Consider the following 15,033-nt stretch of genomic DNA (forward strand, 5'->3'; position numbering starts at 1 on the left):
CGGACAGGAGAAACATATGACCGATAAAACGGAACAATTCAAGCAGGTTCTCAATGACCATCATCAATGGCCCTGCCCCTACGTCTACAAGTTCATCGTACCCTCGGAAAAGATGGACCAATTCCGCGAGCTGTTCGCCTCGGAAGCCCTGGAGACAAGGCCCTCCCGGACGGGGAAATATACAAGTGTGACAATCACTTCCACCATGTGCTCCGCAGAGGAGGTCATGGGAGTGTACGAGAAGGCCGCCCAGGTCCCCGGCGTCATGTCGCTATAAATCGGGCTCCAAGCCTTTACACCCGTTCGGCCCGTACTTATCCTAAACGAATGCGATTGAATCACATTTGTCATAAGTATTCAGATATCCCCAAAGCCTACCGGAGTAACCATGTGGGAATACACCGATAAAGTTAAGGACCACTTCCTGAATCCGCGCAACGTCGGCACCATTGAGGATGCGGACGGCGTCGGAGAGGTCGGCTCTCTCGCCTGCGGCGACGCCCTGACCCTGTACATCAAGGTCGACGACGACGGCCGGATCACCGACGCCAAGTTCCAGACCTTCGGCTGCGCAAGCGCCATCGCCTCCAGCTCCGCCCTGACCGAGCTGCTCATCGGCAAGACCGTGGAGGAGGCGGAGAAACTCACCAACAAGGACATCGCCGAATACCTGGGCGGACTGCCCCGCGAGAAGATGCACTGCTCCGTCATGGGCCAGGAAGCCCTGGAGCAGGCCATCAAGAACATGCGCGGCGAGGCCCCGTCCAAGGCCGAGCATTCCCATGAAGGCGAGCTGATCTGCGAATGCTTCGGCGTGTTCGACGAGGAAATCCTGCGCGCCATCAAGGAGAACGACCTCAAGACCGTGGAGGACGTGACCAACTTCACCAAGGCCGGAGGCGGCTGCGGAAAGTGCATCCCGGACCTCGAACGGCTGCTGGCCCAGGCCCACGGCGAAGGCGTCTGCGAAACCCCGTCCGAAGCCCCGTCCTTCCCGGCCCAGGGCATGACCAACATCCAGCGCATGCACCTCATCGAGCGGGTCATCGACGAGGACATCCGGCCCAAGCTCCAGGCCGACGGCGGCAACATCCAGCTCGTGGACATCGACCGCGAGACCGTGGTGGTGCAGTTCATGGGCATGTGCTCCGGCTGCCCGTCCAGCCAGGCCACGCTGAAGAGCCTGGTGGAGGGAACCCTCAAGGAAAAGGTCGATCCCGACATCCAGGTACGGGAGGGATAAGCCATGAAGACCATCTATCTCGACAACAACGCCACCACCCAGGTGGACCCGGCCGTGTTCGAGGCTATGAAGCCCTACTTCGTGGACCTCTACGGCAATCCCTCCTCCATGCACCGCTTCGGCGGGCAGGTGGGAGTCAAGATCAAGGAGGCGCGCGCCAACGTGGCCGCCCTGCTCGGCTGCGAACCCGAGGAGATCATCTTCACCTCCTGCGGTTCGGAGTCCGACAACACGGCCATCCGCTCCGCCCTGAAAGCCCGGCCCGACCGCAGGCACATCGTGACCACCGCCGTGGAGCACCCGGCCATTCTGAGCCTGTGCAAATATCTCGAAAAGCGCGACGGCTACGAGGTCACCTACCTCGGGACCGACGACAAGGGACGGCTGGACCTTGAGGAGTACAAGGCCGCCATCCGGCCCGATACGGCCATCGTTTCGGTCATGTGGGCCAACAACGAGACCGGCAACATTTATCCCATCGAGGAGATGGCGCGGATCGCCAAGGAACACGACGTGTTCTTCCACACGGACGCGGTCCAGGCCGTGGGCAAGGTGCCCATCGACCTGAAGACCGTCCCGGTGGACATGCTCTCCCTGTCCGGCCACAAGCTGCACGCCCCCAAGGGCGTGGGCGCGCTGTTCGTGCGCAAGAAGCTCCCCTTCCGCCCGTTCCTCATCGGCGGGCACCAGGAGCGCAGCCGCCGCGCGGGTACCGAGAACACCACGGGCATCATCGCCCTGGGCAAGGCGTGCGAGCTGGCGCTTCGACATATGGACGAGGAAAACACCGAGGTCCGCCGACTGCGCGACAAGTTGGAGACCGGCCTGCTCAAGGCGGTGCCCGACGCCAAGCTCAACGGCGACCCGGAACACCGGCTGCCCAACACCTCCAACATCTCCTTCGGCTATGTGGAGGGCGAGGCCATCCTGCTGATGATGGACCAGCTCGGCATCGCGGCCAGCTCCGGCTCGGCCTGCACATCCGGCTCCCTGGAGCCGTCCCACGTGCTGCTCTCAATGGGCGTTCCGTTCACCTTCGCCCACGGCTCCATCCGCTTCTCCCTGAGCCGGTTCAACACCGAGGAAGAGATCGATTTCGTGCTGGAAAGCCTGCCGCCGATCATCGAGAACCTGCGCAAGCTCTCCCCCTTCTCGGCGGAAAAGCAGGCCCCGGCCTGCACCAAGAGTTTCACGGAGTAGCACCATGAAGATAGCCAACGACATGACGGAGCTGGTCGGGCGGACCCCCATGGTCCGGTTGAACCGGCTGTCCGAAGGACTGAACGCCACCCTGGTGGCCAAGCTCGAATTCAACAACCCCTGCGCTTCGGTCAAGGACCGCATCGCCAAAAGCATGATCGAAACGGGCCTGGCCGACGGGACCATCACCAAGGATACGGTCCTGGTGGAGCCGACCAGCGGCAACACCGGCATCGGCCTGGCCTTTGTCTGCGCGGTCAAGGGCATGCGGCTGGTCCTGACCATGCCCGAGTCCATGTCCATCGAGCGCCGCAAGCTGCTCAAGGGGCTGGGCGCGGAGCTGATCCTGACCCCGGCCGCCGAGGGCATGAAAGGGGCCATCGCCCGCGCCCAGGCCATCGTGGCCGAGATGGACGACGCCTACATGCCCATGCAGTTCGAAAATCCGGCCAACCCGGAGGCGCACCGCAAGACAACGGCCCTGGAGATCTGGGACGACACCGACGGCCAGGTGGACGTGTTCGTGGCGGGCGTGGGCACCGGCGGCACCCTGACCGGCGTGGCCGAGGTCCTCAAGGCGAAGAAGCCCGGCGTCAAGGCCGTGGCCGTGGAGCCAGAGGCGTCCCCGGTCCTGTCCGGCGGACAGCCCGGCCCGCACATGATCCAGGGCATCGGCGCGGGATTCGTTCCCGACGCCCTGAACCCGGAGATCATCGACGAAGTGATCAAGATCGCCAACGACACGGCCGTGGAGACCGCCAAGGAGCTGCTCAAGCGCGAGGGCATCCTGTGCGGCATCTCCTCCGGCGCCAATGCGGCGGCGGCCATCGAACTCGCCCGGCGCGAGGAAAACGCGGGCAAGATGATCGTCTTCATCGTCTGCGACACCGGCGAACGCTACCTGTCCACCCCGCTTTTCGAATAAGGAACCATTCCATGACCAGTGAAGATTACACGTTGGCGGACGTGGTCGCGCTCCTCGTGGAGTCCGGGGACAAAGGCCCGGCCTCGCACCGCTTCTCGGACGAAGCGCCCATGCCCTCGGTGGATATCCTGCGGGATATCGTCGAGGACCTGCGCTGCGTCCTGTTCCCCGGCTATTTCGGGCCGTCCGACATCACCCCGGACACCATGCCCTATTACATCGGGTCCACCCTGGACCAGCTGGAACGCAAGCTGGCCGACCAGATCAACCGGGGCTACTGCTTCGTCTGCGAGGCCACCACCACTGACCGGTGCAACGACTGCGACAAGCGGGCCAGGCGCATCGCCAAGAAATTCATCACCAAGCTGCCCGAGATCAGGGAGTACCTGCTGTCCGACGTGGAGGCCGCGTACATCGGCGACCCGGCGGCCAAGACCCACGGGGAGACCATCTTCTGCTACCCGTCCATCCGGGCCCTGACCAACCACCGCATCGCCCACGAGCTGTACAAGCTCGGCGTGGACATCATCCCCCGGATCATCGGGGAGATGGCCCACTCGGACACCGGCATCGACATCCATCCCGGCGCGACCATCGGACGCTCCTTCTTCATCGACCACGGCACCGGCACGGTCATCGGCGAGACCTGCATCATCGGCGACAACGTGCGCGTGTACCAGGGCGTGACCCTGGGCGCCAAGTCCTTCCCCAAGGGCGAGGACGAGATGCTCATCAAGGGGCTGCCCCGCCATCCCATCGTGGAGGACGACGTGATCATCTACGCCGGGGCGACCATCCTTGGGCGCATAACCATCGGCAGGGAAGCGGTCGTGGGCGGCAACGTGTGGATCACCCGAGACGTTCCCGCAGGAGCGCAGATCGTCCAGTCCAGGGCCATGCAGCAGTCCTTTGAACACGGCGAAGGCATCTGACCGCTTCAAATAAATAACCAATAAAAAAGGAGACATGGTTACCCATGTCTCCTTTTTCTTAAAGTTGAGCTTAAACTATTTTTCCAGCTCCGCGACCAGGGCGGCCAGGGACTGGCCGGACGGCGTCTTGGCATTGGGGTCCATTGCCAGGACCTCCTTCCAGACCTTGAGGGCCGCCGGCTTGTCGTTCAGGTCGTGAAGGTAGACGATGCCCATGTTGAAGCGCGAGGTAATGTGGTTCGGGTCCAGGGACGCGGCGTGGCCGAAGGCATCCACGGCCTTGTCAAACTGCTTGGTGCGACGGTACATGACGCCCAGGTCGGACCAGACGTTGATGTCCATGGGCTTCAGCTCCAGGGCGCGCTCGTAGGCGTTGACCGCCCGCGCGGGCAGGTCGTGGTCGAAACAGAAGTTGCCCAGCTGAATCCATTTCTCCGCGTCGGTCGGGTCGGCGGCCGCCGCGTTCTCCATGTCGGCCAGGGCCGCCGGGTCCGCGGTGTGCGGCACGGGCGACTGGGTGGGCTCGACCTGGCTGGAGAGGTTGGAGCGCTGGTCCCGCTGCCCCACGTAGAGCATGGTCACGGCATTGCCGATGAAGACCCCGGCCAGCAGGCCGATGACCATCAGCAGGTACGCCGAATTCTTTTTCATGTAATTATCTTGCAGTTCCGCCTGTTCGCGCTCTTTCTTGTGCACTCCCATACGTTCTCCTCAAAGGTGGTTTCCATCGGTCGGACCCGGCGGTCCGAGGGGGACAAAAGCACGTTTCCGGCCCTGTGTAAACATTGTGCAACGGGCTGCGGAGGCCGTGCAATGCTTGACTTCGACGCCGTGTTATACCAATCTACGCGGTCTCATTTGAACTTACACTTTCATCTAAAGAAATATACGGTTCCGGAGGACTTGAAAACCCATGAGCGATTACAAGAAGACGCTGCTCCTGCCCCAGACTTCGTTCCCCATGAAGGCCAACCTCAAGCAACGGGAGCCGGAGATGCTCAAGTTCTGGGAGGAGACCAAGGCCTATGACGCGATGGTCGCGGCTGGCGACCCCGACGACACCTATGTGCTGCACGACGGCCCGCCCTACGCCAACGGCCACATCCACATGGGAACCGCCCTGAACAAGGTCCTCAAGGACATCATCGTCAAGTCCCGGAACATCCAGGGCCAGCGGGCCGAGTACGTACCGGGCTGGGACTGCCACGGGCTGCCCATCGAGCACAAGGTCGAGCAGGAGCTGAAGAAAAAGAACAAGGAACTCGACACACTGACCATCCGCAAGATCTGCCGTTCCTATGCGGCCAAGTGGCTGGACACCCAGCGCGGCGAGTTCAAGCGTCTCGGCGTGTTCGGCGTGTGGGACGACCCGTACATGACCATGAAGCCCGAGTACGAGGCGGCCACCGCCCGCGAACTGGGCCGGTTCATGGAGCGCGAAGGCGTTGTGCGCGGCAAGAAGCCCATCTACTGGTGCTGCGACTGCCGCACCGCCCTGGCCGAGGCCGAAGTGGAGTACGAGGACCACTCCTCGCCGTCCATCTACGTCCGCTTCCCCATGGCCGATGAGAATTTCAAGAAGATCGCGGACATCGACGTTTCCAAGCTGTTCATCGTCATCTGGACCACCACCCCCTGGACCATCCCGGACAATATGGCCGTGGCCGTGCATCCGGACTTCGACTACGTCCTGGTGCAGGCGGGCGGCTCCTACTACGTCATGGCCGAGGCGCTGCTCGAATCCTGCGCCGGAAAGTTCGGCTGGGACTCCCCTGAAATCCTGGCCACCTTCAAGGGCGCGGAGATCGAGGGCATCAAGGCCAAGCACCCGATATACGACCGCGAGTCCCCGGTGGTTCTGGCCGACTACGTGACGTTCGACACCGGCACCGGCTGCGTGCACACCGCGCCCGGCCACGGACGCGAGGACTTCGAGACCGGCCTGCGCTATGGGCTGGAGATATACTCGCCCATGAACGACCGGGGCCAGTTCCTGCCCGAGGTGGAGTTCTTCGCAGGGCTCAACGTCTGGGAGGCCAACCCCAAGGTCATCGAGAAGCTGACCGAGCTTGGCAATCTGCTCGCCTCCGAGAAGATCAGCCACTCCTACCCCCACTGCTGGCGCTGCAAGGAGCCGGTCATCTTCCGCGCCACCACCCAGTGGTTCATCGGCATGGACGAGAACGACCTGCGCAAGCGCGCCCTGTCCGCCATCCGCAACGACGTGAACTGGGTTCCCGCCTGGGGCGAGGAACGCATCTACAGCATGATCGAAAACCGGCCCGACTGGTGCATCTCGCGCCAGCGCAACTGGGGCGTGCCCATCTCCGCGCTGATCTGCGAAGACTGCGACGAGACCTGGTTCGACGCCCAGTGGGTCTACGACATCTGCGACAAGTACGCCGCGCACGAAACCGGCTGCGACTACTGGTTCGAGGCCCCGCTGGAGGAGATCGTCCCCGAGGGACTGACCTGCCCCAAATGCGGCGGCAACCACTGGAAGCGGGAGACCGACATCCTGGACGTCTGGTTCGACTCCGGCACCAGCTACGCCGCCGTTGTGGAGCTGCGCAAGGAGACCCGCTTCCCGGCCGACCTGTACCTTGAGGGGTCCGACCAGCATCGCGGCTGGTTCCACTCCTCCCTGCTCGCCTCGGTGGGCACTCGCGAAGTGCCGCCCTACAAGACCGTCCTGACCCACGGCTACGTGGTCGACGCCGAGGGCCGCAAGATGTCGAAATCCATCGGCAACGTCCTTGCGCCCCAGGAGATCATCGACAAGTTCGGCGCGGAAATCCTGCGCATGTGGGTGGCCGCCTCCAACTACCAGGAGGACATCCGCATCTCCGACGAGACCCTGAACCGTCTGGTGGACGCCTACCGCCGCATCCGCAACACCTGCCGCTACCTGTTGTCGAACCTCAACGACTTCGACCCGGCGAACAAGGTGGCCGTGGCGGACATGCTGCCGCTGGACCGCTACGCCCTGGACATGGTCGTGCGCCAGCACGACGCCATCCGCAAGGCGTACCGCAATTTCGAATTCCACAAGGTCTACCACACCCTGCACAACCTGTGCGTGGTCGACCTGTCCGCCTTCTACCTCGACATCATCAAGGACCGCCTCTACGTGGAGGAGCAGAACGGCCTCAAGCGCCGCTCGGCCCAGACCGTGCTGTGGCAGATCCTGCTGATGCTGCTGGAGGACATGGCCCCGGTGCTGTCCTTCACCGCCGAGGAAGGGTTCCAGGCCCTGCCCGACGCCATCAAGGCGGCCCTGGACCAGACCGAAACCGTGTTCGCCCTGCGCTTCCAGCCCGAACGGCCGGAACTGTCCGCCGACGAGCGCGCCCGCTGGCAGAAGCTGGCCCTGGTCCGCTCCGAGGTGAACAAGGCCATCGAGCCCAAGCGCAAGGATCGGGTCATCGGCAAGTCCCTGGACGCCCAGGTGACCCTCTACGCCGAGGACGACATCCGCGAGCTGGTGTCCACCGAGGACATCGACCCGCGCGAGTTCTTCATCATCTCCAAGCTCGTCCTGGACGACCTGAAGAACGCGCCCGACGACGCCTTCCAGGCCGAGGACCTGGCGGACCTCAAGATCGGCGTGACCCCGGCTCCGGGCGAAAAATGCGAACGGTGCTGGCGGATCACCGAGAAGCTGGGCGCTGACCCGGCCTCCCCCGACACCTGCCCGCGCTGCGCCGCGGTACTCAAGACCCTGGGATAGGACGCAGATGAACCGCTACAAGCTGGCAGCCATCTGGGGGACGGGAACCCTCGTCATCGACCAGATCACCAAGCTGTGGGTCCACAACGCCATGGAGGTGTGGACCGGGAAGGAGGTCGTTCCCGGCTTCTTCAACCTGGTCCACGTCCTGAACAAGGGCGCGGCCTGGGGATTCCTGGACGACGAAAACATCGACTGGCAACGGCCGCTGTTCATCGCCATCTCCCTGGCCGCCGTGCTGTTCATCGCCTACATGCTGAAGCTCTCCAGGGAGGGCGACAACTGGATGATCGCCGGGCTGGGCATGGTCGGGGGCGGGGCCGTGGGCAACGCCATCGACCGCATCTGGCTCGGCTCGGTCATCGACTTCCTGGACTTCTATTACGGCGGCTACCACTGGCCCGCCTTCAACGTGGCCGACAGCGCCCTGACCGTGGGCGCGGGCTGCATCATCATTTCCACCCTGCTCAACCGCAAGGGGGCCACGCCGCCCCGTCTTTCCTAGGAGACCATACATGTTCGCAGACTTCTCCGCCCTGACCCCGACCCAATGGGCCGTCATCCTGATCATTGTCGGAGCCTGCTTCTCCTTCAGCGCCTGGGCCATCCTGGACGTCTGGAAGCGTGAGTACGAGTCCTCCACGGAAAAAAGCCTGTGGATGCAGATTTGCATTTTTATTCCCATTTTCGGCGCTCTGACGTATCTTTTCCTTGGCAGAAAACGAGGGAGCCTCCAATGAAAATGAAATTAGACAAGATATTCGCCGTACTTATCGTATTCCTGGCCGTGGCGGCCCTGTCCGGCTGCGCCAGCAAGACCGACGTCGAAGCCATGCAGTCCGAGCGCCAGCAGGACCTGAACCGCATCCGCCAGCTGGAATCCGAGCTGACCGAATCCCGGGAGCAGCTCAAGGCGGAGATCGAGAAATCCAACGACCCCATCCGCGCGAAATCCGCCGACATGTGGGCCGAGATCCAGTCCCTGCGCGCCGAGTTCGCCCGGCTGCGGGGCGAGATGGACGCCGTGAACATCCGGCTGGACCGCCAGGTGGGCGCGACCGATTCCCCCACCACCATGGACAGCCTGGCCAATCGCGTGGCCGAGCTTGAATTCGCCCTTGAGAACCAGCTTTCCGTGGACCTGCCCAAGGTCCGCGAGGAACGCAACGCCGCCCTGGCCGCGCAGGCCCCCGCTCCCATGGCCGTCCCCGCCGCGGGCGCTGCCGCAGATGCGGCCACCGCCTCCGACGACCCGGCGGACGCCGCCGAGGCCAAGGCGTTCGAGACCACGCCCCCGGCGGGCGCACAAGCCCCCGCCGCACCGGCCGAACAGCCTGCGGACACCGACCCGGCCAAGGCGCTCTACGACAAGGCCTATGCCCTGTACAAGGAAGGCCAGTTCGAACGCGCCCGCTCCTATTGGGCCGAGTTCACCGACACCTTCAAGGGCCACGCCTACATCCCGAGCGCGGTCTTCTGGCAGGGCCAGTGCTACTACCAGCTCAAGGACTACGCGCGCGCCGTCATCCTGTACGAAGACGTCATAGAGAAGTACAAGAAGAGCTCCAAATTCAAGGCCGCCCTGCTCAAGGCGGGCTACTCCTGGCAATACCTGGGCAAGCCCGAGCTGGCCAAGATGCGGTTCCAGGAAGTGGTCGAGAAATTCCCCCAATCCGTGGAGGCCACCCAGGCCAAGCGGTCCCTGGACAAGATGAAATAATTGCGGTCATTGCGCCGCCGTGCCATGAACCACTCAGGATAACCCGATGAAAGAAGTCACCAATAACGGTTTCAGGAAAATAGTCTACCTCTCCTTCCCCCCGGAGGTCTCCGGCCGGCCCGTGGTCTGCAACCTGCTGCGCAAGTTCGACCTGAGCTTCAACATCCTCAAGGCGGACATCAGCCCGCGCCACGAGGGAACCATGACCCTGGAGATGTACGGCCGCGAGGACGACTTCCGCAAGGGCATCGGCTACCTCAAGGAGAACGGCATCCGCATCACCCCGGTGGCGCACAAGATATTCCGCAACGAGGAGTCCTGCATCCACTGCGGCGTGTGCACGGCCATGTGCCCCACGGACGCCCTGACCCTGAACATGGACGACAGGACCATCGTCTTCGACGTGGACAAGTGTTCCGCCTGCGGCATGTGCACCCGCGTCTGTCCGGTAAAGTGCATGACGCTGGACATGGAAGAAAACGGGAGACCCTAACCATCCGAGAGTCCCATGAGTGAAGAAAAACGGTCGTTCTCACGAGTACAGGTAAGGTTGAAGGCGCAGGTCAGGGTCATGGAATCCCTGGACTCGCCGCAACTCTTCACCGGGGATACAACGTCCCAGGCGGCGGGCCGCGAGGAATTCATCAAGAAGAGCAAGCTGCCGCCCGAGGTCACGGCCTTCCTGGCCGAGATGGACCGCAAGCTCGACCAGATCATCACCACCATGGGCAAGGACACCGTGCGCGCGGACTTTTCCCTGCCTGTCGAGGTCCGCGAGATTTCGGCCGCAGGCGTCAAGTTCCGCTCGGCCCACAAGTTCACCCCGGCGATCCCCTGGAAATGATCATCTTTCTCAGCCAGACGCCCCTGCGCCTGGCGGGCAGCAAGGGACGCATCCTGGACCAGGACCCGGACACCGGCCTCTACCGCTTCGAGTTCGTGGACCTGCGCGGGACGGACATGGAGGCCATCGTCCAGTTCGTCTTCAAGGAACAACGCGAACAGATTCGAAATTCCAAAATGTAGCCTTTCCCGGAGTACGCATGACCAGCAATGACGAATTGGTTAAGGAGTTGATGGACAAGGTCGCCGACCAGCTTGTGGACAGCCTCAAGGAGTCCATCTCCGCCTCCGTGGAAAAGGAGATCGCCCGGCACCTGTCCAAGGCGCTGCTGGAGGGCGAATTCTACCGCAGGGTGAACGACGACCTCCAGAGCGGCCTGAAGCAGATCTACCAGGAGGTCAAGGCGGCGCGCGGCGGCACCGAGATCAAATCCATCACCGCCGACATCGACCCGGAGGAGCTGTTCTCCGAGACATCGGACCAGCTGGACGCCGTGCTTCGCACCACGGAAAAGGCCGCCGTGGAGATCATCGACATCGTCGAGAAGCTCCAGGACCTCCAGGGTTCCGTGGCCACCATCGTCAAGGGTTTCGAGTCCGGCGGCGTGACCAGGGAAGACCGCGAAAAGCTCAAGGAAATCAACAACACCCTCGGCATGGACCTGTCCAACATCATGATTTCCCTGAGTTTCCAGGACCTGACCGGGCAGCGCATCAAACGTATTATCAATTCCATCCGCCAGATCGAACAGATCGTGCGCGAGGTCATGCTCTCCACCGGGCTGATGATCCGCCAGCGCGAGGTGGAACCGGAAAAGGACATCGACTCCCTGTCCCAGGAGGCCAAGACCCAGGCCACCTCCAAGCTCCAGGGACCGTCCGAGGGGGCCAACCAGGGCGACGTGGACGATCTCCTCGCCTCCCTCGGCCTGGACTGATTCCGTTTTCAGACAGCGAAAAAGGGTGCGCCGGTTATCCGGCGCACCCTTTTTTCGTCTTGTGTCCCGCGTCCTAGGAGAGGAGGACCAGCCCGGCCAGTCCGAGCAGGACCAGGAAGCCCATGGAGTCGGTGATGGTCGTCAGAAAGATGCTCGACGCCTGGGCGGGGTCGCGGCCCATCTCCTTGAGCAGCAGCGGGATGGACGCCCCGGCGAATGCGCCGAGGAGCATGTCCACTCCGAGCGCCGCCCCCATGACCGTGGCCAGCAGCAGCTTGTGCGTGACCAGCAGGACCGCGCAGAAGACCAGGGTCGAGATGATCATCCCGTTCAACAGGCCGATGCGCAGCTCGCGGACCACGGCGAGCCAGGCGCGCTTGCGGTCGAAACGCTCCATGGCAAGCTGGCGGATCATGACCGCCAGGGCCTGCTGGCCGGTATTGCCCGCCTGGTTGGCGACCACGGGCATGAGCACGGCAAGCACCGCCATCTGGGTGATGTTGCCTTCGAAAAGATGGACCACCCAGGCCGAGACCGCCGAGAAGATCACGTTCAGGATGAGCCAGGGCAGCCGCATGCGCACGGAATAGAGCCACGGCGAATCCGAGGTCTCGTCCGCGCCCGCGCCGACCATGGCCTGCATGTCCTCGGACGCCTCTTCGTGGATGATGTCGATGACGTCGTCGACGGTGACCACGCCGAGCAGCCGGTTGCCGAAATCCACCACGGGCAGGGCCAGAAAATTGTAGTGGGCGATGAGGTGCGCGACCTCTTCCTTGTCGATGTTGTAGCCCACGGTGATCAGGTTCTGGGTCTTGACCAGATCCTTGAGCAGGCTGCCCCGCTTGGCCAGCATCAGGTCGCGCAGGGAGAGCACGCCCACCAGCCGGTCCTTCTTGTCCACGAGGTAGGCGTAGTACGGAATCTCCTTGTCCTCGACCTCCTCGCGAATCTTGGCCACGGCCTCGTCGGCGGTCAGGTCCTGGTCCAGGATGACCACCTCGGTGTTCATGACGCCGCCCGCGGTGTCGGGGTCGAAGGTCAGGAGGGTCTTGAGCTCCGCGCGATCCTCGGCGGTCACGCGGCTGAGGAGCGCCCTTTGCAGGTCCTCGTTCAGCCCCTCAAGGAGGTCGGTGGCGTCGTCCGGAGCCATCTCCTCGACGATGCGGGCGGCCAGCCCCCTGTTCAGGCTGCTGATGAGCGCCTTCTGGTCGTGACCGTCCATCTCGGCGATGGAATCGGCCGCGTCCTTGATGGGCAGCTGCTTGATGAACTTGACCTGGTCCGCAATGTCCAGTCCTTCGATGGTCTCGGCGGCATCGGCGGGATGCTGCGACTCGATCTCGACTCCGGACAGGGCTTCCTGTTCATCGACGCTGTCGAAGGTCATTTCCTCTTTGGCGCTCATGGGCAAAAGACCTAGCCCAAATCCAGGCTCAGGTCAAAGCAATCGGACTTTGGCTTTATGATATTATTGTGAAATATTTCATCAACCGGTCCGGCCCTTGACGAAAGGGGCTGCGTGCCTTACTTGCCATCATCACCTTGCAAATATATGGATGAAAACCATGCCCAGCACCATTTTCGACGATTTCTTCCAGGCCGAGGCCAGAATGTTTCTCCTGGCCACCATACGCATAGCCCTGGCCGAGGACGGCACGGACCTGACCAGCCAGGGGCTGTTCACCGAATCCGACATGGCCCAGGCCCTGATCGTGGCCAAACAGGACACCGTGGTGGCGGGACTGCCCATCATCCCCATGGTCCTCGAATTCGGCGGCCAGGACTGCCAGGTGCATCTCAACGTGGACGACGGCGACCGCGTGTCCGAGGGGACCATGGTGGCCGCCCTGCAAGGCCCCGCCCAGCAGATTCTCAAGGCCGAGCGCGTGATCCTCAACTTCCTCTGCCACCTGTCCGGCATCGCCGACCTGACCGCGCGCTACGTGGAAGCCCTCAAGGGCACCAAGACCACCCTGCTCGACACTCGCAAGACCCTGCCCGGCCTGCGCTTTCCCGAAAAGTACGCGGTCCTGGCGGGCGGCGGCAAAAACCACCGCCTGACCCTGTCCGAGATGCTCATGCTCAAGGACAACCACATCGACCGCGCGGGCTCCATCGTCGAGGCCGTGAACCAGCTGCGCAGGGCGTACTCCCCCTGCCCGCCCATCGAGGTGGAGTGCCGCACCCTGGACGAAGTCCGCGAGGCGACCGGGTGCGGGGTCGACCGCATCATGCTCGACAACATGGACGCCGAGACCACGCGCGAGGCGCTCGGCCTGATCCCAGAATCCATAGAGACGGAACTGAGCGGCGGCGTCTCCCTGGAGAACATCCGTGAAATTGCCGAACTCGGGCCGGACTACATCTCCGTGGGGCGCCTGACCCACTCTGCGGCCAGTTCCGATTTCAGCATGCAATTCGTGCCGTTACGATAAAGAGGAACATTGTGGAAAACGCCAAGGCAATCATTTCGGAATTCAGGGACGCCATGGGCGATTCCCTGTGCATTCTCGGCCACCACTACCAGTCCGACGAGGTCATCGACTGCACGGACATCCGGGGCGACTCCCTGGAGCTGGCCCGCAAGATCAACGGGCTCAAGGCCGAGCACATCGTTTTCTGCGGCGTCTTCTTCATGGCCGAGTCCGCCGCCATCCTGAGCCGGCCCGGCCAGAAGATCCACATTCCCGACCCCACCGCCACCTGTCCCATGGCCGACATGGCCGAAGCGGGCCGCGTGCGCAAGACCCTGGCCATGCTCGAAGAGAGCGGGCGCAAGATCGTTCCCCTGACCTACGTGAACTCCTCCGCCGCCGTTAAGGGCGTGGTGGGCGAGCACGGCGGCTCTGTCTGCACCTCGGCCAACGCCAAGATCATGCTCGACTGGGCGCTCTCCCAGGGCGACGCGGTCCTGTTCCTACCCGACCAGCACCTGGGCAACAACACCGGCGACGCGCTGGGCATCCCGGCTGACCAGCGGCTCCTGCTGCCCCGCGACGTCATCCACGGCGATCCGGCCCTGGCCCTGAACCCGGAGGACGCCGAGGGCAAGAAACTTATCCTCTGGCCCGGTTACTGCCCCATCCACGTGGAATTCACCCTGGACGCCGTGCGCGCCATCCGCGAGAACGAGCCCGAAGCCAAGGTCGTGGTCCACCCCGAATGCGACCCGGCCATCGTCCGCGCCGCCGACGGCGCCGGTTCCACCACCTTTCTGATCAAATACGCCGACGAGGCGCCCGCCGGGTCCACCGTGTACATCGGCACCGAGGAGAACCTCGTGAAAAGGCTGGCGGCCAGGCATGCGGGCTGCAAGACCATCAGGCCCCTGCTCACCGCCCTGTGCGAGGACATGGGCAAGACCACCCTCGACAACCTCGCCCGCACCCTGCAAACCCTCGACAGCGCCAAGCCGGTGACCGTCGCCAACGAGGTCCGTGAACCGGCCAAGCTGGCCCTGGAACGCATGCTCGCCGTTTGCTCCTAGCCGGGCTTGGTG

General features: G+C 63.3%; 17 protein-coding genes. 15 read left to right on the forward strand and 2 right to left on the reverse strand.

Annotated elements, in window-relative coordinates:
• The first annotated feature begins 16 nt into the window (after positions 1-16).
• From AWY79_RS12395 to epsC, 5 genes are all read left to right on the forward strand, one after another.
• Positions 17-277: a DUF493 family protein gene (locus AWY79_RS12395; RefSeq protein ID WP_066804360.1), complete on the forward strand. Its 261-nt coding sequence runs from the start codon at positions 17-19 to the stop codon at positions 275-277.
• A gap of 111 nt (positions 278-388) precedes the next feature.
• Positions 389-1,243 (forward strand): Fe-S cluster assembly protein NifU, encoded by an 855-nt coding sequence (gene nifU, locus AWY79_RS12400; RefSeq protein ID WP_066804363.1) that lies wholly within the window; start codon positions 389-391, stop codon positions 1,241-1,243.
• Positions 1,244-1,246: 3 nt separating this feature from the next.
• The gene (gene nifS, locus AWY79_RS12405) at positions 1,247-2,443 is read left to right on the forward strand and encodes a cysteine desulfurase NifS (RefSeq protein ID WP_066804366.1); all 1,197 of its coding nucleotides are present in this window, start codon (positions 1,247-1,249) and stop codon (positions 2,441-2,443) included.
• 4 nt (positions 2,444-2,447) lie between these two features.
• Positions 2,448-3,368: a cysteine synthase A gene (gene cysK / locus AWY79_RS12410; protein ID WP_066804369.1), complete on the forward strand. Its 921-nt coding sequence runs from the start codon at positions 2,448-2,450 to the stop codon at positions 3,366-3,368.
• An 11-nt stretch (positions 3,369-3,379) separates the two neighbouring features.
• Positions 3,380-4,300 carry a serine O-acetyltransferase EpsC gene (gene epsC, locus AWY79_RS12415; RefSeq protein ID WP_066804372.1) on the forward strand — a complete coding sequence of 307 codons (921 nt, stop codon included), beginning with the start codon at positions 3,380-3,382 and terminating at the stop codon, positions 4,298-4,300.
• Between the two features lie 75 nt (positions 4,301-4,375).
• Here the strand turns inward: epsC and AWY79_RS12420 are convergent, their stop codons facing one another.
• The gene (locus AWY79_RS12420) at positions 4,376-5,002 is read right to left on the reverse strand and encodes a tetratricopeptide repeat protein (RefSeq protein WP_066804375.1); all 627 of its coding nucleotides are present in this window, start codon (positions 5,000-5,002) and stop codon (positions 4,376-4,378) included.
• Between the two features lie 211 nt (positions 5,003-5,213).
• Between AWY79_RS12420 and ileS the strand changes: the two genes are divergently transcribed.
• From ileS to AWY79_RS12455, 8 genes are read left to right on the forward strand one after another with little or no spacing between them, the layout of a single operon-like run.
• The gene (gene ileS / locus AWY79_RS12425; RefSeq protein WP_066804377.1) at positions 5,214-8,030 is read left to right on the forward strand and encodes an isoleucine--tRNA ligase; all 2,817 of its coding nucleotides are present in this window, start codon (positions 5,214-5,216) and stop codon (positions 8,028-8,030) included.
• Positions 8,031-8,037: 7 nt separating this feature from the next.
• Positions 8,038-8,535, forward strand: a complete 498-nt coding sequence (lspA, locus tag AWY79_RS12430) for a signal peptidase II (protein ID WP_066804378.1) — start codon at positions 8,038-8,040, stop codon at positions 8,533-8,535.
• A gap of 10 nt (positions 8,536-8,545) precedes the next feature.
• Positions 8,546-8,770, forward strand: coding sequence for a PLD nuclease N-terminal domain-containing protein (locus tag AWY79_RS12435; protein WP_066804380.1), 225 nt, complete (start codon positions 8,546-8,548; stop codon positions 8,768-8,770).
• Entirely contained in the window at positions 8,767-9,750 is a 984-nt protein-coding gene (locus tag AWY79_RS12440; protein ID WP_066804383.1) for a tetratricopeptide repeat protein, read from the forward strand. Before AWY79_RS12435 ends, AWY79_RS12440 begins: the two co-directional genes overlap by 4 nt.
• A gap of 46 nt (positions 9,751-9,796) precedes the next feature.
• Positions 9,797-10,243 (forward strand): NIL domain-containing protein, encoded by a 447-nt coding sequence (locus tag AWY79_RS12445; protein ID WP_066804385.1) that lies wholly within the window; start codon positions 9,797-9,799, stop codon positions 10,241-10,243.
• Positions 10,244-10,258: 15 nt separating this feature from the next.
• A complete protein-coding gene (locus tag AWY79_RS19395; protein ID WP_233490919.1) occupies positions 10,259-10,594 on the forward strand; it encodes a hypothetical protein in 336 nt (111 codons plus the stop codon).
• A complete protein-coding gene (locus AWY79_RS19400) occupies positions 10,591-10,776 on the forward strand; it encodes a hypothetical protein (RefSeq protein ID WP_233490920.1) in 186 nt (61 codons plus the stop codon). The genes AWY79_RS19395 and AWY79_RS19400 overlap by 4 nt, the downstream gene beginning before the upstream one ends.
• Positions 10,777-10,793: 17 nt before the next feature.
• Positions 10,794-11,531 (forward strand): protein phosphatase CheZ, encoded by a 738-nt coding sequence (locus AWY79_RS12455; RefSeq protein WP_066804388.1) that lies wholly within the window; start codon positions 10,794-10,796, stop codon positions 11,529-11,531.
• Between the two features lie 73 nt (positions 11,532-11,604).
• On the opposite strand, the gene mgtE is transcribed toward AWY79_RS12455, so the two are convergent.
• Complete coding sequence (mgtE, locus tag AWY79_RS12460; RefSeq protein WP_418055045.1) at positions 11,605-12,921, reverse strand: magnesium transporter; 1,317 nt, start codon at positions 12,919-12,921, stop codon at positions 11,605-11,607.
• A 178-nt stretch (positions 12,922-13,099) separates the two neighbouring features.
• Here mgtE and nadC point away from each other — a divergent pair, with 178 nt between their 5' ends.
• Both nadC and nadA read left to right on the forward strand, forming a co-directional pair.
• On the forward strand, positions 13,100-13,969 hold the full coding sequence (gene nadC / locus AWY79_RS12465; protein WP_099093209.1) for a carboxylating nicotinate-nucleotide diphosphorylase: 870 nt from the start codon (positions 13,100-13,102) through the stop codon (positions 13,967-13,969).
• A gap of 11 nt (positions 13,970-13,980) precedes the next feature.
• Positions 13,981-15,021, forward strand: coding sequence for a quinolinate synthase NadA (nadA, locus tag AWY79_RS12470; RefSeq protein ID WP_078063769.1), 1,041 nt, complete (start codon positions 13,981-13,983; stop codon positions 15,019-15,021).
• The last annotated feature ends 12 nt before the right edge of the window (positions 15,022-15,033 follow it).

The sequence above is a fragment of the Pseudodesulfovibrio indicus genome (assembly GCF_001563225.1).
GTDB lineage: Bacteria > Desulfobacterota > Desulfovibrionia > Desulfovibrionales > Desulfovibrionaceae > Pseudodesulfovibrio > Pseudodesulfovibrio indicus.

Coding starts and splice junctions, on each gene's coding strand:
- AWY79_RS12395 (WP_066804360.1), top strand. CDS start 17: ATGACCGATAAAACGGAACAATTCAAGCAGGTTCTCAATGACCATCAT.
- nifU (WP_066804363.1), top strand. CDS start 389: ATGTGGGAATACACCGATAAAGTTAAGGACCACTTCCTGAATCCGCGC.
- nifS (WP_066804366.1), top strand. CDS start 1,247: ATGAAGACCATCTATCTCGACAACAACGCCACCACCCAGGTGGACCCG.
- cysK (WP_066804369.1), top strand. CDS start 2,448: ATGAAGATAGCCAACGACATGACGGAGCTGGTCGGGCGGACCCCCATG.
- epsC (WP_066804372.1), top strand. CDS start 3,380: ATGACCAGTGAAGATTACACGTTGGCGGACGTGGTCGCGCTCCTCGTG.
- AWY79_RS12420 (WP_066804375.1), bottom strand. CDS start 5,002: ATGGGAGTGCACAAGAAAGAGCGCGAACAGGCGGAACTGCAAGATAAT.
- ileS (WP_066804377.1), top strand. CDS start 5,214: ATGAGCGATTACAAGAAGACGCTGCTCCTGCCCCAGACTTCGTTCCCC.
- lspA (WP_066804378.1), top strand. CDS start 8,038: ATGAACCGCTACAAGCTGGCAGCCATCTGGGGGACGGGAACCCTCGTC.
- AWY79_RS12435 (WP_066804380.1), top strand. CDS start 8,546: ATGTTCGCAGACTTCTCCGCCCTGACCCCGACCCAATGGGCCGTCATC.
- AWY79_RS12440 (WP_066804383.1), top strand. CDS start 8,767: ATGAAAATGAAATTAGACAAGATATTCGCCGTACTTATCGTATTCCTG.
- AWY79_RS12445 (WP_066804385.1), top strand. CDS start 9,797: ATGAAAGAAGTCACCAATAACGGTTTCAGGAAAATAGTCTACCTCTCC.
- AWY79_RS19395 (WP_233490919.1), top strand. CDS start 10,259: ATGAGTGAAGAAAAACGGTCGTTCTCACGAGTACAGGTAAGGTTGAAG.
- AWY79_RS19400 (WP_233490920.1), top strand. CDS start 10,591: ATGATCATCTTTCTCAGCCAGACGCCCCTGCGCCTGGCGGGCAGCAAG.
- AWY79_RS12455 (WP_066804388.1), top strand. CDS start 10,794: ATGACCAGCAATGACGAATTGGTTAAGGAGTTGATGGACAAGGTCGCC.
- mgtE (WP_418055045.1), bottom strand. CDS start 12,921: ATGACCTTCGACAGCGTCGATGAACAGGAAGCCCTGTCCGGAGTCGAG.
- nadC (WP_099093209.1), top strand. CDS start 13,100: ATGCCCAGCACCATTTTCGACGATTTCTTCCAGGCCGAGGCCAGAATG.